General features: G+C 69.5%; 15 protein-coding genes. 8 read left to right on the forward strand and 7 right to left on the reverse strand.

Translation table 11 applies throughout. The features are described from left to right. Positions 1 to 16: 16 nt before the first annotated feature. From ACIGXO_RS06820 to ACIGXO_RS06830, 3 genes are all read right to left on the reverse strand, one after another. The gene (locus ACIGXO_RS06820) at positions 17 to 238 is read right to left on the reverse strand and encodes a hypothetical protein (protein WP_399781331.1); all 222 of its coding nucleotides are present in this window, start codon (positions 236 to 238) and stop codon (positions 17 to 19) included. A 164-nt stretch (positions 239 to 402) separates the two neighbouring features. Continuing rightward, on the reverse strand, positions 403 to 3,117 hold the full coding sequence (gene acnA / locus ACIGXO_RS06825; protein ID WP_399781334.1) for an aconitate hydratase AcnA: 2,715 nt from the start codon (positions 3,115 to 3,117) through the stop codon (positions 403 to 405). Positions 3,118 to 3,269: 152 nt separating this feature from the next. After that, the gene (locus tag ACIGXO_RS06830) at positions 3,270 to 4,250 is read right to left on the reverse strand and encodes a sigma-70 family RNA polymerase sigma factor (RefSeq protein ID WP_399781337.1); all 981 of its coding nucleotides are present in this window, start codon (positions 4,248 to 4,250) and stop codon (positions 3,270 to 3,272) included. Positions 4,251 to 4,328: 78 nt separating this feature from the next. Here ACIGXO_RS06830 and ACIGXO_RS06835 point away from each other — a divergent pair, with 78 nt between their 5' ends. After that, positions 4,329 to 5,486 carry an alkene reductase gene (locus ACIGXO_RS06835; protein ID WP_399781340.1) on the forward strand — a complete coding sequence of 386 codons (1,158 nt, stop codon included), beginning with the start codon at positions 4,329 to 4,331 and terminating at the stop codon, positions 5,484 to 5,486. Here the strand turns inward: ACIGXO_RS06835 and ACIGXO_RS06840 are convergent. Next, positions 5,447 to 6,037, reverse strand: a complete 591-nt coding sequence (locus ACIGXO_RS06840) for a DUF4865 family protein (RefSeq protein ID WP_399781342.1) — start codon at positions 6,035 to 6,037, stop codon at positions 5,447 to 5,449. The genes ACIGXO_RS06835 and ACIGXO_RS06840 overlap by 40 nt on opposite strands. Next, positions 6,037 to 6,651 (reverse strand): TetR/AcrR family transcriptional regulator, encoded by a 615-nt coding sequence (locus ACIGXO_RS06845; RefSeq protein ID WP_399781345.1) that lies wholly within the window; start codon positions 6,649 to 6,651, stop codon positions 6,037 to 6,039. Before ACIGXO_RS06845 ends, ACIGXO_RS06840 begins: the two co-directional genes overlap by 1 nt. A gap of 161 nt (positions 6,652 to 6,812) precedes the next feature. Between ACIGXO_RS06845 and ACIGXO_RS06850 the strand changes: the two genes are divergently transcribed. Then, positions 6,813 to 7,268: a carboxymuconolactone decarboxylase family protein gene (locus ACIGXO_RS06850; RefSeq protein WP_399781348.1), complete on the forward strand. Its 456-nt coding sequence runs from the start codon at positions 6,813 to 6,815 to the stop codon at positions 7,266 to 7,268. A 21-nt stretch (positions 7,269 to 7,289) separates the two neighbouring features. Here the strand turns inward: ACIGXO_RS06850 and ACIGXO_RS06855 are convergent, their stop codons facing one another. Further along, positions 7,290 to 7,661 (reverse strand): GntR family transcriptional regulator, encoded by a 372-nt coding sequence (locus ACIGXO_RS06855; protein WP_399781351.1) that lies wholly within the window; start codon positions 7,659 to 7,661, stop codon positions 7,290 to 7,292. Further along, positions 7,661 to 8,722 carry a DUF1648 domain-containing protein gene (locus ACIGXO_RS06860; RefSeq protein WP_399781354.1) on the reverse strand — a complete coding sequence of 354 codons (1,062 nt, stop codon included), beginning with the start codon at positions 8,720 to 8,722 and terminating at the stop codon, positions 7,661 to 7,663. The genes ACIGXO_RS06855 and ACIGXO_RS06860 overlap by 1 nt, the downstream gene beginning before the upstream one ends. A gap of 214 nt (positions 8,723 to 8,936) precedes the next feature. Between ACIGXO_RS06860 and ACIGXO_RS06865 the strand changes: the two genes are divergently transcribed. The 6 genes from ACIGXO_RS06865 (at position 8,937) to ACIGXO_RS06890 (ending at position 22,487) form a co-directional block, all read left to right on the forward strand. Further along, entirely contained in the window at positions 8,937 to 10,466 is a 1,530-nt protein-coding gene (locus tag ACIGXO_RS06865; protein WP_223735570.1) for a UDP-N-acetylglucosamine 1-carboxyvinyltransferase, read from the forward strand. Between the two features lie 285 nt (positions 10,467 to 10,751). Further along, on the forward strand, positions 10,752 to 12,005 hold the full coding sequence (locus ACIGXO_RS06870) for a serine/threonine-protein kinase (RefSeq protein ID WP_399781358.1): 1,254 nt from the start codon (positions 10,752 to 10,754) through the stop codon (positions 12,003 to 12,005). A 236-nt stretch (positions 12,006 to 12,241) separates the two neighbouring features. Continuing rightward, complete coding sequence (locus ACIGXO_RS06875) at positions 12,242 to 15,160, forward strand: DEAD/DEAH box helicase (RefSeq protein WP_399781361.1); 2,919 nt, start codon at positions 12,242 to 12,244, stop codon at positions 15,158 to 15,160. Between the two features lie 76 nt (positions 15,161 to 15,236). After that, positions 15,237 to 20,495: a class I SAM-dependent DNA methyltransferase gene (locus tag ACIGXO_RS06880; protein WP_399781364.1), complete on the forward strand. Its 5,259-nt coding sequence runs from the start codon at positions 15,237 to 15,239 to the stop codon at positions 20,493 to 20,495. A 73-nt stretch (positions 20,496 to 20,568) separates the two neighbouring features. Continuing rightward, the gene (locus ACIGXO_RS06885) at positions 20,569 to 21,795 is read left to right on the forward strand and encodes an AAA family ATPase (protein WP_399781367.1); all 1,227 of its coding nucleotides are present in this window, start codon (positions 20,569 to 20,571) and stop codon (positions 21,793 to 21,795) included. 92 nt (positions 21,796 to 21,887) lie between these two features. Next, entirely contained in the window at positions 21,888 to 22,487 is a 600-nt protein-coding gene (locus tag ACIGXO_RS06890) for a hypothetical protein (RefSeq protein WP_399781370.1), read from the forward strand. The last annotated feature ends 1,362 nt before the right edge of the window (positions 22,488 to 23,849 follow it).

Consider the following 23,849-nt stretch of genomic DNA (forward strand, 5'->3'; position numbering starts at 1 on the left):
GCGGCTTCCGGACGGCTCAGAGGAGGATGTGGAGCAGGTCGCTGAGCAGCCCGTGGTGGTGCCGCCACCAGCCCCAGTCGTCCCAGCGGTCGGCCTTCTTGTGCTTGCACTTGCAGTCTTTCGACCACGACGCGACCGTCGGCGCCTTCGGGGCGGCCTGGGCCACGCCCGAGGCCGGGAGGACGACCGCCGTCGCGAGCACCGCGGCCGCGACGGACCGGCCGATGAACCTGCGCATGTGATTCTCCTGTCAGCAGGAAATAAGGACGACGCAAGACGTACCGCGCTCCGCCGCCCTCACCACCACGCGCCGCGTGAGTCCACTCCACCGGTCTATGCGGAAGGGCCGCACCCCGGTGTGTCGGGGTGCGGCCCTTCCTGCCGCTACGGGCTAGCCGGTGATCACTTGCGGATCAGGCTGCGCAGCACGTACTGCATGATGCCGCCGTTGCGGTAGTAGTCGGCCTCGCCGGGGGTGTCGATGCGGACCTTGGCGTCGAACTCGACGTCGCCGGCCTTCACCTTCACGGTCTCCGGGATGCCGCCGTCGTTCAGGGCGGTGATGCCGGTGATGGAGAAGGTCTCCTCGCCGGTCAGGCCCAGGGACTGCGCGGAGGCGCCCTCGGGGAACTGCAGGGGCAGGACGCCCATGCCGATCAGGTTCGAGCGGTGGATGCGCTCGTAGGACTCGGCGATGACGGCCTTGACGCCGAGCAGCGCGGTGCCCTTGGCGGCCCAGTCGCGGGAGGAGCCGGAGCCGTACTCCTTGCCGGCCAGGATGACCAGCGGGATGCCGGCGGCCTGGTAGTTCTGCGAGGCGTCGTAGATGAACGACACCGGGCCGCCGTCCTGGGTGAAGTCGCGGGTGAAGCCGCCCTCGGTGCCCGGCGCGATCTGGTTGCGCAGGCGGATGTTGGCGAACGTGCCGCGGATCATGACCTCGTGGTTACCACGGCGGGAGCCGTAGCTGTTGAAGTCGCGACGCTCGACGCCGTGCTCGGTGAGGTACTTGCCGGCCGGGGTGTCGGCCTTGATCGCACCGGCCGGGGAGATGTGGTCGGTGGTGACCGAGTCGCCCAGCTTGGCCAGGACGCGGGCGCCCGCGATGTCCTCGACCGGGGTGGTCTCCATCGTCATGCCCTCGAAGTACGGGGGCTTGCGGACGTAGGTGGACTGCGGGTCCCACTCGAAGGTGTTGCCGGTCGGGATCGGCAGCGCCTGCCACTGGGCGTCACCCGCGAAGACGTCCTGGTAGGACTTGTTGAACATGTCCTCGCCGATGGCGTTGGCCACGACGTCGTTGACCTCGGCCTCGGTGGGCCAGATGTCCTTGAGGTAGACCGGGTTGCCCTCGGTGTCGTTGCCGATGGCCTCCTCGGTGATGTTCACCTTCATGGAGCCGGCGATGGCGTACGCGACGACCAGCGGCGGGGACGCCAGGTAGTTCATCTTGACGTCGGGGTTGATCCGGCCCTCGAAGTTGCGGTTGCCGGAGAGCACCGAGGTGACGGCGAGGTCGGCCTCGTTGATCGCCTTCGAGATCTCCTCGTCCAGCGGACCGGAGTTGCCGATGCAGGTGGTGCAGCCGTAACCGACCAGGTTGAAGCCCAGCTTGTCCAGGTACGGGGTCAGGCCGGCCTTGTCGAAGTAGTCGGTGACGACCTTCGAGCCCGGGGCCAGGGTGGTCTTGACCCACGGCTTGCGGGTCAGGCCCTTCTCGACCGCCTTCTTGGCCACGAGCGCCGCGGCGACCATGACGTAGGGGTTCGAGGTGTTGGTGCAGGAGGTGATCGCGGCGACGGTGACGGCGCCGTGGTCGATCTCGAAGACCGAGCCGTCGGCGGCGACGACCTGGGTCGGCTTGCTCGGCGCGCCGTTGTGGTCGCGAGCCGGGGCGTCCGAGGCCGGGAAGGACTCCTTGCCGGCCTCCTCGTCGTCGCCGACGTAGTTGCGCACGTCCTGCGCGAACTGCTTCGCGGCCTCGGCGAGGACGATGCGGTCCTGCGGGCGCTTCGGGCCGGCGATCGACGGGACGACCGTGGCGAGGTCCAGCTCCAGCTTCTCGGAGAAGTCCGGCTCGGCGGCCGGGTCCAGCCAGAGGCCCTGCTCCTTGGCGTACGCCTCGACGAGCGCGACCTGCTGCTCGGAGCGGCCGGTGAGCTTGAGGTAGTTCAGGGTCTCGTCGTCGATCGGGAAGATCGCGGCGGTGGAGCCGAACTCCGGCGACATGTTGCCGATGGTGGCGCGGTTCGCGAGCGAGGTGGCGGCGACGCCCTCACCGTAGAACTCGACGAACTTGCCGACGACGCCGTGCTTGCGCAGCATCTCGGTGATGGTGAGGACGAGGTCCGTCGCCGTCGTGCCGGGCTTGAGCTCGCCGGTCAGCTTGAAGCCGACCACGCGCGGGATCAGCATGGAGACCGGCTGGCCGAGCATCGCGGCCTCGGCCTCGATGCCGCCGACGCCCCAGCCCAGGACGCCCAGGCCGTTGACCATCGTGGTGTGCGAGTCGGTGCCGACGAGGGTGTCGGGGTACGCCTGGCCGTTGCGGACCATGACCGTACGGGCCAGGTGCTCGATGTTCACCTGGTGGACGATGCCGGTGCCGGGCGGGACGACCTTGAACTCGTCGAAGGCGGTCTGGCCCCAGCGCAGGAACTGGTAGCGCTCCTTGTTGCGGCCGTACTCCAGCTCGACGTTCTGCGCGAACGCGTCGTTGGTGCCGAACTTGTCGGCGATGACGGAGTGGTCGATGACCAGCTCGGCCGGGGCCAGCGGGTTGATCTTGGCGGGGTCGCCGCCGAGCTCCTTCACGGCCTCACGCATGGTCGCGAGGTCCACCACACACGGCACACCGGTGAAGTCCTGCATGATCACGCGGGCCGGCGTGAACTGGATCTCCTGGTTGGGCTGGGCCTGCGAGTCCCAGTTGCCCAGCGCCCGGATGTGGTCGGCGGTGATGTTCGCGCCGTCCTCGGTGCGGAGCAGGTTCTCCAGCAGGACCTTCAGGCTGTACGGCAGGCGCGCTGCGCCCTCCACCTTGTCCAGCCGGAAGATCTCGTACGACTCGTCGCCCACCTGCAGGGTGCTGCGGGCGTCGAAGCTGTTCGCCGACACGACAGTCTCCTTCATGCATGAATTCGCGCGTACCACCACGATCCTGCCGTCGCCGGCCCCGGCCAATCAGCTAAGGTAAGACTTAGTTAGGGGAGCCTTACTAGCGCGGCAGCGGTACGTCTCTCGGCAGATATCTCGATGTCGAGATAACTCTAGTACATGACCGCCGTGCGGTCATGCTCCGCCCTGCCCGCATGCCCGCTGTGGGCCGCTTCATCCGGCACTGCCAGGGTGAGGCGGCGCAGACGGGCGGGGTCGGCGATGACCTCGTACGCGGTGATCCGATCCCGCTCGACCGTGAGGGTGAGGGCGAGGCACAGCCGTCCGTACGGGGCGACGACGATCCCCACCGCCCCGTCGATCAGCGCCGGCTCCGCGTACTGTGCGCGTCGCCCGAAGACGAGGGTGCCCTCCGCCACGGCCCGCGCCCCGCGGACCTCCGCGGGAGCGCCCGGCGGCAGGGCGGCACGGTCGGCCCGGCGTACGACGTCCGGCGCCAGGACCGCGAGCAGCGCGTCGAGGTCGCCGTCGCGCGAGGCGGCCAGGAAGGCGTCCGCGACCTGCCGCTGCCGGGCGAGCTCGTCGGCGGGGACGTCCGTCGTGCCCCGTACCCGGCGGCGGGCGCGGCTGGCGAGCTTCTTCGCGGCCACCGGGGTGCGGTCCACGAGAGGCGCGATCTCCGCGAACGGCACGGCGAACAGGTCGTGCAGGACGAAGGCGACGCGCTCAACGGGGGCGAGCGTGTCCAGCACCACGAGCAGCGCACGGCCGACCGAGTCGGCCAGCAGCGCCTCGTGCTCCGGCCCCGAGCCGTCCCCCGTACCCGGCGGCACGGGGAGCCCATCGGGCATCCGGTGGCCGAGAAGGTCCTCCCCGCGTGTCGCACGGGCCCGCAGCATGTCCAGGCACACGCGCGAGACCACGGTCCGCAGCCAGCCGCCCAGGTTCTCGATCTCCTCGGCGTCGACGCGGCCGAGCCGCAGCCAGGTCTCCTGGACGGCGTCGTCCGCCTCGTCGGCCGAACCGAGCATCCGGTACGCGACCGCGCGCAGCCGGCCGCGGTGCGCCTCGAAGCGCTCCGCCGGCCCTTCCTGCCCGGTCCGGGCCTCCGCCGGCCGATCGTGTGCATCCATCGGTCACCTTTCCGTGTCGCGCGCCGTCACTGACATGACGTACCGGACACCGCCGAGGTGACACGGAGAGGACACATCATGATCGGCACCCTGACGACAACCGCTGCCGCACCGCCGACGGAGCCCGGCCGGCCGCCGCAGCCGCTACTGCGCGGCGCAGACCTCGGAGACCTCCGGCTGCCCAACCGGGTGGTGATGGCCCCGGTCACGCGGGCGCGCGCGACTGGCGACGGGCTGGTACCGACGGAACTGCACGCCGCCTACTACGCGCAACGGGCCGGCGCGGGCCTGATCATCACCGAGGGGGTCTGGGTCAGCGAGGAGGCGATCGGCTTCGTCCACGTGCCCGGCGTCTACAGCGCGGAACAGGTCGCCGGCTGGCGGCAGGTCACCGATCTTGTGCACGCCCTCGGGGGCCGCATCGTGGCGCAGCTCTGGCACACTGGCGCGGCCTCCCATCCCGACCACCTCGGAGGGCGGCTGCCCGCCGGCCCGTCGGCGGTCGATCCGCGCGAACGGTCCTTCACTCCCAGCGGGTTCAAGCCGACCGTCACCCCCCGGGAGATGACCACTGACGACATTGCCGCCACGGTCGCCGACTTCCGTACCGCCTCGGCGAACGCCCGGCGTGCCGGGTTCGACGGCGTCGAGGTCGGCGCTCTCGGCACCTTCCTGCTCGCGCAGTTCCTTCACCCGCGGCTGAACCGCCGCACCGACGGATACGGCGGCGACCGGGCCGGGCGGCGGCGTCTGCTGCTGGAGACCGTGGACGCGGTCGCCGAGCCGTGGGAGGGACGGCGCGTGGGCGTCCGGCTCTCGCCCTACTGGGCGGACGGCCTGTTCCGGGCGGACGCCGGGACGCTCGCCGACCACGACGCCCTCGTGGCCGAACTCGGCGACCGGCCCCTGGCGTACGTGCACCTGCGGGGGCCGGATCGCGCGGCACCGGACACCGCCCCCGACTTCGCCGCGTTCGCGCGCTACCGGCGGCTGTTCCGGGGCCCATTGATCGTGAACAACGGCTTCGACCGGCGGTCCGGCAACGCCGTCATCGAAGCGGGGATCGCCGATGCCGTCTCGTACGGCACCCACTTCATCGCCAACCCGGACCTCGTCACCCGCTTCGCGCTCCGGCAGAAGCCGGCGGAGGGCGACCCCGCCACGTACTACACGGGCGGCGCCGCCGGATACGTCGACTACCCGATGGGCGGAGCCGACAGGTGGAGGACCTCGTAGCGTTCGGTGGCGTCCTCGTCGGCCGGGACGGCGTGCGTCCAGAGGGTGAAGCGCAGCAGGTGCCAGTGGTGGGGGTCGACGGCGAGGGCCGCCGTGTGGACGTCGGGGCGCCGGGCCAGCGTGCGCAGTGCTTCGGTCTCCCGGGCGATGAGGCGGGAGAGGCCCAGGCCCGTGCCGTCCGGGTCGGGGTCGGGCGGCAGCGGGGTCAGACGGCGGGAGGCGGCGCGCGGGTGTGTCTCGCGCGCTGGGCCCGCCAGGGTCGTCACGCCGGTCCAGTGCCGCACGGGCGGGCGGCCGAAGTCGCGGATGATCCCCTGGAAGCCGCCCCCGCCGAGGAGGAAGTGGCTCATCGCGCCGACGTCCCGCCAGAGGTAGAAGGGCGCGTACTGGTTCACCGGCGAGCCGTCGGCGCCGCGCTCGCGGATCAGATACGCCTTCAGGCCCAGCCCGGCGCGGTCGTCGAGCAGCTGCCCGAAGTCGGCCACCCGCTTGCGGATGACGCCCATGTCGTAATCGGCGGGCAGCGTGATCTCGTACTGCGCCGCGTACATCAGCGGCTCCGGGTGGCGTGCGTGGTCAGCAGCGTGAGCGCGCCGGTGACCGCCTGGTCGAAGGCGTCCGGCGTACCGGCGGCGCGGGCGAGGACGTAGCCGCCCTGGACCACGGCAACCACGGTCGCGGCCGTGGCGGCCGGGTCCAGCGCCGCGTCCAGCTCGCCGCTCTCCTGACCCTCCGCCAGCACCTCCGCGATCCGGCCGCGCAGCCAGTCGAAGGTCTCGTCGACCGGCGCGCGCAGCACCGGGTCGGCCATCACGTCCGGGTCCTGGGTGAGCCGCCCGACCGGGCAGCCCTTGAGGACATCGCGCTCGCGGCGCAGGTAGGCACCGATGCGGTCCACCGCGGTACCGGGCCCGGCGAGCAGCCGCGCCACCTCGGCCCGCATCTCCTCGGCGGTGCGCCGGATGGCGGCCAGCGCGAGGTCGGGCTTGCCGGTGAAGTGGTGGTACATGCTGCCCTGGCCGGCGTGGGCGCGCCGCAGGATCGCCTTGGGGCTCGTACCGACGTAGCCGCGCTCCCACAGCAGTTCGCGGGTGCTTTCGATGAGGCGTTCCGAGGTGCCGGCCGACGGGCCCTTCGGGCCGGTCGGACTGTTCGCAGTGCTCATGAGGGCAGCATACATACCAGTAGGTACAGGGAGTGGGTGCAGAGCGCGCGGAAAGTTTTTTTTACGGATGCCCCGGACCGCATGTCACATCTCGCGGGCCGCTTCCGTCGTAGGGGTGAAGCACGGAAATCCGATGAGAAGCCCTTTACGAGGAGAGCGACATGCAGGCTCGGATGAAGAACCCCGCGATGATCTTTCCCGAGGCCACGGCGGCCGTGCAGCAGCTGCTGAAGGCGGCCGGGTCGGGCGGCGTGCCGCAGACGACGCTGGAGCTGGTGCACCTGCGGGCGAGTCAGATCAACGGGTGCGGTTACTGCGTGGTGGGCGGTGCGCTCAACGCGAAGAAGGCGGGCGAGACCGACGAGCGGCTCTTCGCGGTGGCGGCCTGGCGCGACGCGCCGTTCTTCACCGAGGCCGAACGCGCCGCGCTGGCCCTCGCCGAGGCCGCGACCCGGCTCGCCGACCAGCCGGACCCGGTGCCGGACGAGATCTGGAACGCGGCCGCCGAGCACTTCGACGAGAAGCAGCTGGCGTCGATCGTCCTCATGGTCGGCCTGACCAACCTCTTCAACCGGATCAATGTGACGACCCGGCAGGTGGCGGGGCCGACCTGGTAACGGAGCCGGACCGGGTGTCGGTCAGCCCGTACCGAGCGGCCTGCCCAGGCCCGTACGGACCAGGGAGACGATCTCCTCGTCCGTGAGGCCGAGGGCGCGGGCCTGCTCGATCAGGCCGGCGGCGGCGTCGGTGAGGCGGGCGCGGGCGGGGGCCGCGGCGCCGGTGACCACCGCGCCGCGGCCGCGCCGCAGTTCGATCAGGCCCTCCTCCTTCAGGCGCTGGTAACCGCGGAGGACGGTGTGCACGTTGACGCCGAGGGAGGCGGCGAGGGCGCGGGCGGCGGGGAGCCGCTCCCCGGCGCCCACGGAGCCGTCGGCGATGGCGCCGCGCACGGAGGCGGCGACCTGGTCGCCGAGCGGCACGGCGGAGGTGGGGTCGATACGGACCAGCATCAGGCCGCGCCTCCCGGGCGGTCGGCGCCGCTGTCGGCGCGGCCGTCCGCGCCGCCCTCCGCGGCCTCCGACCGGTCGACCAGGGTGTTCAGGAGTGCTGCCGCGGTGGCGGAGTCGCCGACCGTCACCACGAACTCCTTCCCGCTCGCCAGGCGCAGCGACAGCGCCTCGCCGGAGCGGAGCACGAAGCCGCTGCGGCCGGGCCGCATCCGGTAGCCCCAGCCGCCGAACTCGCGCAGCGGGACGATCTCCCGGCTCCCGGCCTCCCGTATGCGCGCCAGGGGGATGCGCATACGGGGGTACGGGAGGAGGGGCGGGGTCACGGTCAGGCCGTGCCGGTCGGCGGTCACCCGCAGCCCGGCGAGCGCGAGGACCAGCAGCCCGCCGACGAGCAGGCCGGGCGCCGCGCTCCACCCGGCGGCCGGGCCCGCGATCAGGCCCGCGATCAGGCCCGCGAGGAGAAGCGTCAGGCCGATGGCGTACATGACCGGCGAGGAGACGGTGCGGGACCAGCCGGCGACCTCGGAGCCGGCGAGGGGCAGCCGGGGCGCGCCGCCGCGCGTCCCGTCGTCCGGCGGCGGCGTGTCCTTCCCCGCCAGCAGCCGGCCGAGTGCGCCGGCCACCACCCCCACGCCGAGCGCCGCGGCGAGCTGCCAGAGCGGCAGCCGGGTGGCGGCGTGGGCGCCGCCGGCCACCGCGTTGGCGTGCAGCGTGGCGACGAAGGCGTACGCGAGCAGGCCCGCGAGGCCGTAGGCGAGGGCGATGGCGGAACCGGCCGTGCCGAGTACGACATTCGTACGACGCGCGGCACCCGGATGCCGCCCGGCACCCGTACGGCGTCCGGCCGTCGGAGTGAGGACGAGGAGCCCGAATACGGCGCCGAATACGAGGAGCATGCCGAGCGCGGTGGCGAGGAAGCCGCCGGCCGACGAGAAGCCGTCGGCGCGGCCGTCGAAGCGGAAGTGCGTGGCCAGCGTCCCGGGCAGCCGTCCGGCGAGCACTCCGTACGCCGTGGCGACGACGGCGGCGGCCAGCGGGAAGGGGGCCATTGCGACGATCACCCGACGCGCGCCGTGCCCCCTACGGGCGGCCGTCCCGCCGCCCCCGTGTCCCGCGGTAACGCCCCAGCGACCGGCCATGTCCCGGCACCGCCTTCCCCTTGTCCACCCGGCCGCGCCGCCCGTCAGAAGCACCGCCGTACAGCCCATTGTTCGTATAGTAGTAGAACAAGCGACAGTTGAACATCCATCTCATATCTGAGATACCGTTCTCCTCATGGCAGACGACTACCTCGTACGTATCGGCAAGCTCATCCGTGACGCCCGGCAACACCGGGGCTGGACACAGACGCAGCTGGCGGAGGCGCTCGGCACGAGCCAGAGCGCGGTGAACCGCATCGAACGCGGTAATCAGAACATCAGCCTTGAGATGATCGCCCGGATCGGCGAGGCCCTGGACAGTGAAATCGTCTCCCTGGGGTACGCGGGACCCATGCATCTCCGCGTCGTCGGCGGCCGCCGCCTCTCCGGCAGTATCGACGTCAAGACGAGCAAGAACGCCTGCGTGGCGCTGCTCTGCGCGACGCTGCTGAACGCCGGCCGCACCACGCTGCGCCGCGTCGCCCGGATCGAGGAGGTCTACCGCATCCTCGAAGTGCTGGGCTCGATCGGCGTGCGTACGCGCTGGATCAACGACGGCAACGACCTGGAGGTCGTGCCGCCCGCCGAGCTGGACCTCGACTCCATGGACACCGAGGCGGCCCGCCGCACCCGCAGCGTCATCATGTTCCTCGGTCCGCTGCTGCACCGCATGGACCACTTCAAGATCCCGTACGCGGGCGGCTGCGACCTCGGCACCCGTACGGTCACCCCGCACATGACCGCGCTGCGCCACTTCGGCCTGGAGGTCACCGCCACCGAGGGCACGTACCACGCGCACGTCGACCGGGCCGTGGCACCCAAGCGCGCGATCGTACTGACCGAGCGCGGCGACACCGTGACGGAGAACGCGCTGCTCGCCGCCGCCCGGCACGACGGCGTCACGGTCATCCGCAACGCCTCCTCCAACTACATGGTCCAGGACCTGTGCTTCTTCCTGGAGCAGCTGGGCGTACGCGTCGAGGGCATCGGCACCACGACCCTCACCGTGCACGGCGTCGCGCACATCGAGCGGGACGTGGACTACGCGCCGTCGGAGGACCCGGTCGAGGCGATGAGCCTGCTGGCCGCCGCGGTCGTCACCGAGTCCGAACTGACGATCCGCCGGGTCCCCGTCGAATTCCTGGAGATCGAGCTCGCGGTCCTGGAGGAGATGGGCCTCGACCACACCCGCAGCGCGGAGTACACCGCCGACAACGGCCGTACCCGCCTGATCGACCTCACCGTGCGCCCCTCGAAGCTGAGCGCACCGCTCGACAAGATCCACCCCATGCCGTTCCCCGGCCTCAACATCGACAACGTGCCGTTCTTCGCGGCGATCGCGGCCAGCGCCCAGGGCCAGACCCTGATTCACGACTGGGTGTACGACAACCGCGCGATCTACCTGACGGACCTCAACCGCCTCGGCGCGCAGGTCAAGCTGCTCGACCCGCACCGCGTCCTGGTCGACGGCCCGACCCGCTGGCGCTCGGCGGAAATGATGTGCCCGCCGGCCCTGCGCCCCGCCGTCGTCGTCCTCCTGGCGATGATGGCCGCCGAGGGCACGTCCGTACTCCGCAACGTCTACGTCATCAACCGCGGCTACGAAGACCTCGCCGAGCGCCTCAACTCCCTGGGCGCGCAGATCGAGATCTTCCGGGACATCTGACCGGCCTGGGAGAAAAGCCGCCGCGCCTTCTGACCGGTATGGATGCGGGTTGAGCGGACGCGGCGGTCTCCCTGGGCCACCTCCCGATCGTTCCAGGACCGTAGGATCGACGCCCGGTCTGTTCGGTGCGTCCCAGCCCCGGACGCGGTGACGCAGGGCTCCGCAGAGGCGGCTGCGTCGGAGAGAAGGGTGTCCGTAACGGGGCCCGCTGGCGGGGCCATCGGCTAGCTTGGGGCGGAACCGGTGCGACAGCTCCCGCCCGGCGGGCCCGACCGAAGGAAAGACGTGCAGACGACGCCGCTCAACCCCGGAGACCCGGCACAAATCGGCGACTTCGAGCTGTTGGGCCGGATCGGCCAAGGCGGCATGGGGCAGGTGTACCTGGGCGAGTCGCCCGGCGGCGAGCCTGCCGCGGTGAAGGTCATCAAGCCATCGGTCGTCGACTCGACCGCGCGACTGCGATTCGCGCAGGAGATCAGAATTCTGCAGACGGTCTGGGGCGCGCGCATCGCGCAGCTACTCGATGCGGACGCCGACGCGGAGCAGCCCTGGCTCGCCACGGAATACGTCGAGGGGCCGGACTTGGGCCGGCATGTGATGTCGCATGGACCGCTGCCCGCGCTCCTCGTCCTCTCCCTCGGCGCGACGCTCGCCGAGGGTCTGAGTTACGTACACAAACAGGGCCTGCTGCACCGTGACCTGAAGCCTGCGAACATCTTGCTCGGTCCGAATGGCCCCAAGATCATCGACTTCGGTCTCGCCGTTTTCGCCGAGTCGAACGCTTCTCTCACCGCCACCGACATGGTTGTCGGCACCCCGTCCTGCATGCCGCCCGAGCAGGCCAATGGCGTGAAACCCCTGACGAGCGCCGTCGACGTGTACGCGCTCGGAACGGTGCTGCTGTTCGCCGCGACGGGCCACCTGCCGTACTACACGAACAACATTCACGCGCTCTTCCACATGGTGACCGATCCGGCGACCGCGCCCGACCTGACGGGAACGCCGTCCGAGCTCGTCCCACTGCTGACCTCCATGCTCTCCCACCGAGCTCAGGACCGGCCTACGGTCAACGAAGTGGTCAAGCAGTGCCGTGCCCTGGTCGAGGCGCAAGGGCTGAAGCTCGCCCAGGCACGCAGGCGACTCACCACCTATACCGCGACGTCGCCGCAGGATCTCTCGACGCTGCTCCCGGCATCTGTACCGGAGAGCGCCGTCTCTCCTCCTTCCGCCCCGCCCGGTCCAGCCGACGTTCCGCTTCCGGACGAGTCTTCGCCGGCTTCCAGAAGCACGCATGCACCCGCCTCCGCCTCACCGGCCCCGGCATCGCACGCCGAGTCGCCCGCACAGGCCGAGCCGCCGGCCCCGTTCGCCGAGAATGCGCAGGACCACCGAACCGCGCTGCAGCAGAACGCTCAGGACACCCCCCGACGCATTCGTCCCGTCGGCCGGGCCCCGGTCCGTTCCCTGCGCCACTCTGCGCAGGCGCGCCGCACCGCCCAGCAGTTGCGGGAGGTGTACGCGGCGCGGGCCCGGTTCTGAGCGGCACCAAGCACAGTGTGTTCGAGCGCAGGACGCCACGCACAGCTCCCGGACTTCACTCGCGCATCTCCGCCCCGTGCGCCATTGACCTGCGGGTCTGTCCCGGTGAGGGTGGTTCACGCACTTTGCCACTCATGCGGCACAGTAGAGCGGTACAACAGCGTGAGCAGTACGTCGGCGCAAGCCTGGCGGTGACCGCGACAACAGCACAGCATTACGGACAGGGGAGGCAGCGGGTGACCGCCCAGCAGAGCAACAGCGCACCGGTCGGTTCCGGGGAGGAACAGTTTCCGGCGGGCGCGCAGGTGCTCGTGCGCGATGAGGTGTGGCTCGTGCGGAACTCCGTGCGCACCGAGCACGACGGCGCAAAAGTCGATGTCGTGGGCGTGTCCGACTTCGTACGGGACCAGGAGGCGGTGTTCTTCACCGGCCTCGACGACATCGAGCTGATCGACCCCCGTCGCACGAAGCTGGTGCAGGACGAGTCGTCGAACTTCCGGCGCTCCCGTCTCTTCCTGGAGGCGGTCCTGCGCAAGACCGCGCTGCCGCAGTCCGAGCGCCGCCTGGCGCTCGCCGACTCCTTCCTCCTTGATTCCCTCCCCTACCAGCGGCGACCGGCCGAGCTTGCCCTGTCGGGCCGCAACCTGCGACCACGGCTGTTGATCGCGGACGTGGTCGGCCTGGGCAAGACGTTGGAGATCGGACTGACGCTCGCCGAGCTGATCCGCCGGGGCCGTGGTGAGCGGATCCTGGTGGTCACCCCTCAGCACGTCCTGGAGCAGTTCCAGCACGAACTGTGGACGCGCTTCGCCATCCCTCTCGTGCGTCTGGACTCGGTCGGCATCGAGCGGATTCAGCGAGAGATCCCGGCGGGCCGGAACCCATTCACCTACTTCAAGCGGGTGATCGTCTCGATCGACACCTTGAAGAACACCGACCAGTACAAGCATCATCTGGAGCGAATCAACTGGGACGCGGTCGTCATCGACGAGTCGCACAACCTGATCAACCGGGGTTCTCTGCGTAACCAGCTCGCCCAAATTCTCGCCCCACGCACGGATGCCTTGATCCTCGCCTCGGCGACCCCGCACAACGGGGACGCGAAGTCGTTCGCGGAGCTGATCGGTCTTCTCGACCCGGCCGCGATCCGCGATCCGGAGCACTACCGCGCCGAGGACATCGAACACCTCTTCATCCGCCGTACGAAGATCAGCCCCGAGGTCCGCGAGCAGATGAAGGGCCAATGGGCGGACCGTGGCCCCTCCCGGTCAGTGCGATGCATGGCCACGCCCGCCGAAGAGAAGGTCTTCGAAGAGCTGGCAGCGGTGTGGCTGCCCGGCGAGAACGGCACCTCGGTGAGCGGCGTTCCTCTCTTCCCGTACACACTGCTGAAGTCCTTCCTCTCCTCGCACGCGGCTCTCAAAGCGACGGTGGCCGCGCGCATCAAGACACTGGAGAAGAAGGACGAGCCGGCGGCGACCCGCGCCGAACTCGCCGCGCTGCACACGCTTCAGGAACTGGTGACGCCGATGACGGAGGCCGACTCGGCGAAGTTCACGAAGCTCGTCGAGGAGCTGCGCGAGATCGGGGTCGGCCCGAAGTCCGCCACCCGGGTTGTGGTGTTCTCCGAGCGAGTCCAGACCCTGGAGTGGCTACGTTCGGTACTGCCGGCCGCGCTCGGCTTCCGGGGCCGGGCAGCCCAGGAGTCGACCCGGGTGATGCACGGCGGTTTGTCGGACGAGCAGCAGATGCAGTGTGTGGAGGAATTCGGCCTCGCGGACACACCCGTACGCATCCTGCTGACCGGCGATGTGGCGTCCGAGGGCGTCAACTTGCATCGCCAGTGCCATCAGCTCGTCCATTACGACGTCCCGTGGTCTCTGATCCGCATCGAGCAGCGCAACGGCCGTATCGACCGCTACGGCCAGGCCCATGAGCCGCAGTTCCGCGCGCTCATCCTCACCAGCGGAATCGAGGGCGCGAAGGACGACACGGTGGTCGCGGAGCGGCTGTTGGCCCGCGAGGCGGAGGCACACAACAAGCTGGGCTCGGCCGAGGCGGTCACCGGCCTGTACCGTGCGGAGGCCGAGGAAAAGTCGCTCATCCAGGACCTGCTGCGCGGCCGGACGGTGGACGAGTCACTGGACGCACGCCGGGCGGAGGCCGAGGCGGACGCGGTCATGGACGATTTCCTCGCGGACTTCTTCGGCTCCGTGGGAGACGAGGAACCGTCCCCCACGGGAAGTCAGAACGGCGCCTCGGACAGCACCGACAGTCCGCCGCAACCGGGTCCGGTCGGAGCCGCAACGGGCAATGCGGCAGTACCACGCCTGTTCACCTCCACCGCCGAGTTCCTGGACGAGGCGCTGCGCGAGGTGTTCCCCGACCCGACCGCGAGCCTTGATCTGCAACGCGACACCGAGACGGGCCTGCTGTCTTTCCAGCCACCCGCCGACCTGGTACACCGCCTCAAGGCGCTTCCGCTGGACTATGTCCGCGAGCAGCGACTGCGCGAGAGGCTACTGGTCACCTTCAACCGCCGCCTGGCCGACCACTCCCTGAGGCGGGCACGTGAGTCGTCCACGTCCAGCTGGCCGGAGATTTCCCTGCTCACGGATCTGCATCCCGTGGTGGAGTGGCTCACGGACAAGGTTTTGGTGCGTCTCGGCCGTCAGGAGGCATTGATCGTCACAGCGGACGTGCCAGAACCGACGTACCTCATCCAGGGCGTCTACTCCAACGCCCTGGGCCGCCCGACCGTCGTCAAGTGGATGGGCGTGACACGGAGCGGCACGGTGGAGGACGACATGGTCGGTCTCCTGCGACGGTCGGGTGTCGGACCGACGATGGCCAACCCCATGCGCCACAGCGAACCCGCGAGCGTACTGGAGGCCGGTATCCCCGACGCGCTGGCCACGGCCGAGCGGTTCCTCGACCGGCACCGCGACGCCTGGGACGAGCCGCTGCGCAAACCGATCAACGAGTACAAGGTACGGCTGGGAGACTGGGAGCAGCCCACCCTGGCCGGAGAGCGCACGAAGGAGTCTCTCACCTCGCTCGCGGACTCGCTGCTGACCACCGGCCGTCCGCTGATGCGGGTCCTCGCCGTCCTGGTTCCCGACCCGGAGCCGTCCGCGCCGCCGCCCACCGCCTGAGGCGGCGCCTCCACGGCCCGCGGCCTGCCGCAGCACGCCGCACCCCGACCTGCGATTCCCTGAGAAGAGACCGGACATGACGTACGACTCCCTGGTCAACCGAGGAGACTACTTCTCGGCACACTACCTCGCCGAAGTGCTGCCCAAGGACCTGAAGTCGGGCCTGCTGGCTGCCTGGAAACAGCGTGAGGACGAGGCGAAGGCGGAGTCCGAGCGAGCGGCGAAAGCAGCCGGCGACCAGACTTCCGGGGAGCGGTCGGCAGCAGCGGGGCGGGATGCCGCCGCACTGCCCGTCACCCCGCGTGCGGGCCTGCGCGAACTGCGCCGCCAGTACTTCCGGGCCCGGTCTCTCTTTGCCCTCGCCGAGGACGAGGACGGCACGACGGCCGCCAAGGACACCGAGGACGACTCGGCCACGTACGACTCCCCCTCCTGGTGCGAGCGCGTACGTGCCCTGAACGCGGAGGTCCTGCGCGCCCTTGGCTACGATGCCAAGCCGCACACGCTGACGGTCACGCGCGCCGACCAGCCGTACGAGGTACGGGTGGCGCACTCCGAAAAGTGCCTCATCGCGGTCGACTGCGGATGGGCCGCCGAACCGGACGCCGCTCTGGACCCGGAGGGCCCTGGCCGCCTCCTGGAGCCTGTACAGCTGGACGGCCGGAACACCATTCCGACGGGCTCCAAGCTCGCCTCCTTCCTCTTCGCCTGTGAGGACGCGCCCCGTTACGTGCTGCTGCTCGTCGGTGGGGTCGTCGTCCTCGCCGACCGAATGGTGTGGGGTGAGGGCCGCTATCTCGCGGTTTCCCTGGACACGGCCCTGCAGCGCAATGACACCAAAGCGGGTGGCGAACTCGACACCGTAGCCGCCCTCTTCGGTGCGGACTCGCTGCGCACACCGGAGGAGGGCGGCGAGAACCCGCTGTCCGAACTCGTCGGCAAGTCGACCAAGCATGCCGTGGGTGTCTCCAGCGAGCTGCGTGACGGCCTGCGGCTGAGTGTGGAACTCATCGCGAGTGAGGTTTTGGACCGACTGCGCGAGCAGGGCGTACGTCCCGAAGACATCGGCGAACTGCCCGAACTGGGAAAGCAGTTGACCCGTGAGGCGCTCCGCTACCTGTATCGCATCCTGTTCCTCCTCTATGCGGAGGCCCGCCCCGAGCTGGGCATCCTGCCCGCCGACTATCCCGAGTACCAACAGGGCTACGGTCTGGGCCGGCTCGGCGAGCTGATCGCCGAACGCGACCTGGTCGACGAGAAGTCCCGTCGGGGCACCTACCTGTACGAGTCTCTGGACCTCCTCTTCCGCAAGGTGCAAGAGGGCTACCGTTCCCGCCGCACGCACGGCACAACGGTCACGGACGAGGCACGGACCAGCGAGGACGTGGGCCTGCGCTTCGAACCGCTGCACTCCAAACTGTTCGAGCGGGAGTCGATCAGATTGATCGGCAAAGGGGTGATCCCGCACCCTCAGGACGACCTCGACGACCTCGATGTCTTCGACGAGGACGCCGTGGACCGCGACAGCTCCGGCAGAGTCCATGGCGAGCGGGACGGCCGGCTGCTGGACACCCGGCTGCGCAATGCCACCCTCTACAAGGTGCTGCGCCTGCTGATGATCACGCGGGGCAAGAAGGGCGAGCGCGGCGGTTTCATCTCGTACGCCCAGCTCGGCATCAACCAGCTCGGCGCCGTGTACGAGGGCCTGATGTCGTACAGCGGTTTCATCGCGGGCGACGAGGATCTCTACGAGGTCGCGAAAGGCGGCGACCCCAAGGACGGTTCCTGGCTGATCCCCGCGTCGAAGGTCGACGACTATCCGAGCAACGTGTTCGTGCACCGTCGTGACGAGGAGACCGGCGAGGACGTCCGCGTCCGCCACCCCTCCGGTTCGTTCGTCTACCGCCTCTCCGGCCGTGACCGACAGACCTCCGCCTCGTACTACACCCCCGAGTCGCTGACCAAGGTCACCGTGCAGCTGGCTCTTCAGCAGCGCCTGAGTCAGGACACCGAGGCGCGGGAGCTCCTGAACTGGAAGATCTGCGAGCCGGCGCTCGGCTCGGGCGCGTTCCTCAACGAGGCCATCAACCAGGTCGCTGCGGAGTACCTGCGCCGTCGCCAGGACGAGCTGAACACTCCGATCGACACCGAGAAGTACGCGGTCGAGCTCCAGAAGGTCAAGGCGTACATTGCCCTGCACAACTCCTACGGCGTCGACCTCAACGAGACCGCCGTGGAACTGGCGGAGGTGTCGCTGTGGCTGAACACTATGCACCCTGGCATGGAGGCGCCATGGTTCGGCCTGCACCTGCGACGCGGCAATTCGCTGATCGGCGGCCGGCGTGAGGTGTACCCGCCGGAGAAGCTGAAGAAGGCGGCCTGGCTCGGCGCGACACCGGACCCCTTCCCTCTCACGGACGCAGGCCAGGGCCTTCCCGTGACGGTGACGGAGCGCACGACGAGGAGCGGGACGGTCCAGCGAGTCACCGAGAACGCCGTGCACCACTTCCTCCTTCCCGCGAAGGAGTGGGGCGCAGTCGCGGCCGAGAAGGAGGCCAAGGCGCTCGCCCCGGAGGCGACGCGCACGCTTGCCAACTGGCGGAAGATGATCACCCGCACGCCGACGGCCAAGCAGTCGGAGCGGCTTCAGGCCCTGGCGCGCCGGGTCGAGTTCCTGTGGGACTTGGTCGTGCAGCGCCTCGATATCTCCGAACGGGACATCTCACGCCGGATCGACGTGTGGGGCGCGGAAAAGGGGTGGCTGCGGTCGCCGGAGGTGGCGGAGCAGCGGGAAAAGGTCGTCGCCGACCTCACCGCCCCCGACACCCCGTACTGGCGACTGAAGACGCTGATGGACGCGTGGTGCGCGCTGTGGTTCTGGCCGGTGCAGGAAGCCGGGCTGCTGGACGGCACGGCGTCGGTGTACGCGCGAGGTGCCGAGGAGCTCCCGTCCGGTGCCGTGGCAGAAGGGCTGCGGACGGCCGACGACTCCGGTGTCCTCATGTCGTGGCAGACGGAGGACCTGTTCGGCGAGATCACGGGCGGCGGCGAGCTGACGGCGGCCTCGGTGGAACGCCGCCGGACAGGCCGCCGCAAGGAGGCCATCGTGAGTGCGCGGAAGCGGGCGCTGGTGCCGCTGGCAGGTCTGGACGACTGGCTGGAGTTCGCGGAGGCCCTGATCGGCACGGCGGACGTGCCGGACGACTCGCTGGTGGCGGAGTTCGCGTCGCTGGCGGAGCTGGAGGTGTACGAGGACGCGCTGCCGGACCTGATGGGCATGGAGCGTTTCCAGCGTCTTGAGCCGCGGTTCCCCTGGGTCGCCGTCGCGAGGGACATAGCGGAGGCGCAGGGATTCTTCCACTGGGAGCTGGACTTCGCGCAGGTGTTTGCGCGAGGCGGGTATGACTTGCAGGTGGGGAATCCGCCTTGGGTGCGGCCGCGGTGGGAGGAGGACGTGGTCCTCGCCGAACTCGATCCTTGGTTCACGCTGGCGGACAGGCCGAGCGCGGAAGAGTGGCGGCTGCGCAAGGAGGACGTGTTGGCCACCCGAAAGGGCTGCCAACAATTTCTCCTCGACGAGCTGGCCACGCACGCGGGAGCAGTGGCCACGCTTGGCAGCCCCGTTACGTACCCGCTGCTCGTCGGGACCCAGGGCGACCTCTATCGGGCATTCATGACGAAGGTCTGGGGGCACACCGCACCACACGGCAGCGCGGGGATGATCCACCCGGACACGCATTTTGGAGGTGTACGAGAAGGGGCCATCCGAGCTGAGGCGTACCGACACCTTCGGGTGCATGCGCATTTCGTGAATTCGGCCAACTGGGCGTTCGACGACCTTTCCCGTTCCCAGGAATTTGCAATGCACATTTATGGCTCGTCACAGGACCCGAACTTCCTGCACGTCAGCCAATTGCGTGATGTCGAGGCTTTGCCTGAATCGCTGACCCACGATGGACGAGGCGAAGTGCCAGGTATCAAGCACAACGGCTCGTGGGACATCCGACCGCACCGTGATCGAGTGGTACACGTCGACATGGACCTGTTGGTCGGATGGCAGGCCCTTACGGGCTCACCAGGCGGAGCGACACATACCTCCCTACTGTATCCGGTCCTCGTGGGCGAGCAGGGGGCGATCGAGGCACTAGCCAGCTACGGTAGAAACCTGGGTGACTATAGGCCGATGATCACGAGGGGCTTTGACGAATCCGGCGCAAAGAAAGAAGGTCTGATTCGCTGGGGCAACCAAGCCGTCTCGGAGATCACAGATGTCATCCTTCAAGGACCGCACTTCTCATGTGCGGATCCTTTCTACAAGGAGCCGATGATCCCGTGCCGCAACCAGAGGCACTGGAACACCCTTGCGCCGACGGAACTGCCCGCAGCGCATGTGCCCACGAGTAACTATGTGCGAGCCACCGATGAGGCGACGTATCTGGCAGCTCAGGATCCCTGGCTCGAAAATCGGTACACGAACTACTTCCGCCTGGCATGGCGGGTCATGATTCCCTTCAACACAAGTCGCAGCCTGCAAGCTGCCCTCATTCCGCCTGGCCCCGCCCACGTCCATAACGTGCATTCTGCAGCTCTGGACGACAACCGCCTCACCGTCCTCAACGCAGGCTTCTGGGCAGCGCTACCGCTCGACTACCTCCTGCGCATTACTGGTCGCTCGCACCTCCAAGTCGGCGAAGCCCGCAAGATGCCCGCCCCGGAAGCAAATCACCCCCTCGCCTCCGCCCTCCTCCTCCGCACACTCCGCCTCAACGCCCTCACCACTCACTACGCCCCCCTCTGGGCCGAACTCTTCGACCCGCGCTGGGCGGGTTACGAGGACTGGGCCAACCCGCAGTGGCCAGGGCTCAAGCCGCTCGCCGCCGGGCTCACACCGGACTGGACGTACGACACCCCGCTCCGCACCGAGCATGAGCGCCGGGCCGCTCTCGTCGAGCTCGATGCACTCGTCTCCGTCTGGCTCGGCATCACCGCCGACCAGCTCGCCGCGATTTTCAAGTCGCGCTACCCACAGCTGTACGACTACGAGTCGGCCACGTACTTCGACGCCAACGGTCGCAAGATCGCCGCCGACTTCAATACCTACGGCCACGGCCAGACCAAACAGGACTATCTCGATCTCCTCGCCCACCTGGAAGCCCCGGAGGAGGTTCCACCCCCGGACGGTTATCAGGCCCCCTTCTACAAAGCGGACCGAGAAGCCGAGATGCGGGCTGCTCATGCGCACTTCCAGGCGCGGTTGGATGCCGAGATCGCCGCAGGCCGGTGGGTACCGCCCGAGCCGGCGGACCGTGGAGACGAAGCGCCGGTGGATGCCTGACCGTCCACGACGCGTGCGTACGGCACGCCCGCCGCACCTCACTTCGCCCCACGCCTCCCGATAGGTTGCGTCCATGCCCGGACAGCTACTCGAACTGCATGTGGAGAACTTCCGCAGCCTGCGGGACGTGACCATCCCGTTAGGCCCACTGACGGTCCTCGTCGGTGCGAACGGCGTCGGCAAGTCGAATGTTCTCGCCGTCTTCGACCTGCTCGCCGACATCATCCGCACCGACCTCGAACCCGCCCTCGAAAACCAGGGCGGGTTCGACGAGGTCGCGTTCTGGGGCGGGCCCAAGCCGCCGTCGACCCTCCGCATTCGGCTCAAGGCGACCTGGACGACCCACTCCAGCCCGAACGCTCCCGACGAGTACGACCTCAAGGTCCGGCGCTACACGGCCCCCAGCAACAGGGACAAGGGCCGCTACCGGCTCACCCGCAGTGAGAGCTTCCAGTTCAAGCGGACCCGGGGGCGTGGTCGTCGCATCACTGTGTCGGGCGAGCGTGCCACGGTCATCGACACCCGGCCGAGCGCCGACCACGAGGACAGCAGCGAGTTCGGCATTCAGCGGCTCAGCAGCGGTCTGTCCACCCTTCCCAGGCTGGCCAGCGCGGAAGGCGGTTCCGAGGTGGCCCGGGTGGCAGGGCAGCTTTCCTCGTTCCGTGTGTTCGATGTGGATGTATACGCGGCTCGACAGCCCTCCCGGGCTGCCTACGGCGCCTTGTCCTCCAGCGCGGACAACTTGGCCGCCTTCCTGCACCAGCTCCACACCGTAGACGGCGACATCTGGGCACGTCTCGTGGAGGACGCCCGGTCAGTGCTGCCCCAGTTGCACGACATCGAATTCGTCAAGGTCGGTGGACGGGCCGACCAGATCGCCGTCTACCTGCATGAACGCGGTCTCCGGCGTCCCACTCCCCTGGCCGACGCCTCCTACGGAACCGTACGGCTGCTCGGCCTCCTGGCCCTGCTCTACGACCCCGACCCGCCGGCCCTCACCTGTATCGAGGAGATCGATCATGGCCTCCATCCCCAGGCCCTGCAGCTGATCGTCGACCGGCTGCGCGAGGCCAGTGCACTCACGCAGTTCATCGTCGCCACCCACTCCCCCGCGCTCGCCGACCGGCTCGAACCGGAGGAGATCGTCATCTGTGAGCGCGATGACGAGGGAGCCTCGCTCATTCCCGCGATCACCACGGACGAGGTGCGCGCGATCGTCGAGGAGAGCGGTGATCTGCCACTGGGCGACCTGTGGTTCTCCGGCGTGCTGGGAGGCGACCTGACGGGGGATGAGTTGTAGTGGAAGGGAACAGAAGAAGAGGCGCGGCTTCGCCACAGCAGGGGCGCGGGGTCATCGTCCTCGCCGGCGAGGACTCCAACGACTGCCGGATCGTGGCCGAGATCATCAAACAGCACCACCCAGCGCTGGGTGACGCCCGTCTGGTGGAGATCAGCGACAAGACCCGCCTCAAGACGGCCAGCGGCCCCGAACTCACCACCCGCATCCGCACGATCATCGGCAAGGCCAAGGGCCGCGCTCTCCGGGCGAAAGGGCCGTTGGTCGGCCTGGTGATCCACGAGGACCTGGACGGCTTCGCGGACGCCGAGTACGCCCGTATCCGTGCGAAGGTCGCCGGCGCGCTCTCCCGCGAAAGCCCCTGCGACTCGGCACTGGCGCTCGCCGCCTGGGAGTCGGAAGCGTGGCTCTTACTCTTCCCGGAAGCCTTCCCTGCCGTCCGGTCCAACTGGAAGGTGCCCGCGCAGCTGCAAGGCCGTGATACCGGGACTCTCAAAAGTCCGAAGGAAGAGCTGAAGCGCAAGCTCGGCACCCCGGCCTTCCGCGAAAGCGACGGACCAAAGGTGGCCGAGCAGGCTCGCTCGTCGGGCCTGCTGGCATCGGGTCCCACCGGCACCAACCACTCCTACAAAGACTTCGTCGACGAGCTCGGCCGGTGGCCGGCAGCCGCTGTCCCGCGTCCTCGCCGTGGGTGAACCGTGCGGACAGGCTCAGCCGAGCTGCTCGCCGGTGAAGCAGCCGAGTCGGTCGCGCCGGCCCCCTCGTCACGGCAGTCGCGGCAACGGGCGTGCGGTTCGTGCGTGCGGAAGGCACGTTCGCAGCCGTCGCAGGTGGCCAGCGGTGCGGGCCGTGGCGGGTACGGCCCTGTCGCCGTCCCAGCGGAAGCCGTCGGCAGCGGGGGGGCAGGAAGTTGGTCAGCCGGTATGCGAGAAGCCCGGCAGGGTGGCGGATGGGGGCGGCCTGGGCCGGGAGACCAGCGGTGAGCGTGCGGGTGATCTGTTCGGGGGTGGCGGAACGGGCGAGCCAGGTGTCGACGGCAGGCGTGAGCCGTTGGATGTCCCGGGCGGAAAGCAGCAAGCGGGGATCGGCGAGACGCAGGCCGGCCAGCAGACCGGCTGCCGGTCCGGTGTCCGCGGCGCTGCGTGCGGGATCGTCAACTGCCGTTTGCCGCGGTGTCGCGCACCGAGGGGGACGCGGATCGTGTGCCGGCTCGGCGGCGGCTTCCGGCAGGGGGCGGGGCGCGCGGCCGGGCCCGCACTCACTCTTGTCCGTAGCTGCGGGGGCGAGGACAGCGGTTCCCGGATCGGCCTTGCGCGCGCGGGAAGCCCGTACCACCGCTCCCGGGCGGTCGAGGAAGAATGTGCGGGTCGCGATGCGTCCGCCTCCGAGCGGTACCCGGCGACGCACGAGGTAACCGGCTGTCTCCAGTTCCCGCAGCGCTCTGCCGATCGTCAGCTCGCCTTCTCGGAAGCGTGCAGTCAGCGCCTTGACGGTGACCGAGGCGCCGTCCGGCAGGGACTGGATGTGGATGCCGAGGCCGATCGCCGTGGCGGACAGGAGCGGATGCTGGGCGAGGTGGTTGCCGACGACGGTGTAGCGCTCGGTGTGGCGGTGCCGTACGTGAAGGACGCCGGCGCGGGGGCCGTTCGGAGGAGGCACAAGCGGCTCGGGCAACGGGTACGCGGGCAGGGCCGCGTTAGACTGCGGGTCAGCCATCGGGAAGGTCTCTTCTTCCTGGGTGGTCAGGCCCTCGTCGGGATTGCCGTCCTGCCGGGGGCCGTTTTCTGTCTGCTGTTGTGTGCGGCGACCGTACCTCAACCGCCCGGCCGCCTGAGCCGCCTCTCACCCGAACGGGTGGCGGGCCGGACCACTCCCGATCCCGACGGGTTCGGTATGGCCGGTTGTTTCCCTGATGCTTTGAAGAGTGTCGGGGGGGGGGGGGGGGGGGGGGGGGGGGGGGGGGCGGGGCCCCGGCGCCGCCGCGCCCCCCCCCCCCGCCCCCCCGCCCCCCCCCCCCCCCCCCCCCCCGCCCGCGGCAGGGAGGGCCCCGACAAGAA

Origin of the sequence: Streptomyces sp. NPDC053542, from assembly GCF_044544685.1 — a bacterium.
GTDB lineage: Bacteria > Actinomycetota > Actinomycetes > Streptomycetales > Streptomycetaceae > Streptomyces.

Coding starts and splice junctions, on each gene's coding strand:
- ACIGXO_RS06845 (WP_399781345.1), bottom strand. CDS start 6,651: ATGAGCACTGCGAACAGTCCGACCGGCCCGAAGGGCCCGTCGGCCGGC.
- ACIGXO_RS06835 (WP_399781340.1), top strand. CDS start 4,329: ATGATCGGCACCCTGACGACAACCGCTGCCGCACCGCCGACGGAGCCC.
- ACIGXO_RS06850 (WP_399781348.1), top strand. CDS start 6,813: ATGCAGGCTCGGATGAAGAACCCCGCGATGATCTTTCCCGAGGCCACG.
- ACIGXO_RS06830 (WP_399781337.1), bottom strand. CDS start 4,250: ATGGATGCACACGATCGGCCGGCGGAGGCCCGGACCGGGCAGGAAGGG.
- ACIGXO_RS06865 (WP_223735570.1), top strand. CDS start 8,937: ATGGCAGACGACTACCTCGTACGTATCGGCAAGCTCATCCGTGACGCC.
- ACIGXO_RS06820 (WP_399781331.1), bottom strand. CDS start 238: ATGCGCAGGTTCATCGGCCGGTCCGTCGCGGCCGCGGTGCTCGCGACG.
- ACIGXO_RS06855 (WP_399781351.1), bottom strand. CDS start 7,661: ATGCTGGTCCGTATCGACCCCACCTCCGCCGTGCCGCTCGGCGACCAG.
- ACIGXO_RS06885 (WP_399781367.1), top strand. CDS start 20,569: ATGCCCGGACAGCTACTCGAACTGCATGTGGAGAACTTCCGCAGCCTG.
- ACIGXO_RS06880 (WP_399781364.1), top strand. CDS start 15,237: ATGACGTACGACTCCCTGGTCAACCGAGGAGACTACTTCTCGGCACAC.
- ACIGXO_RS06840 (WP_399781342.1), bottom strand. CDS start 6,037: ATGTACGCGGCGCAGTACGAGATCACGCTGCCCGCCGATTACGACATG.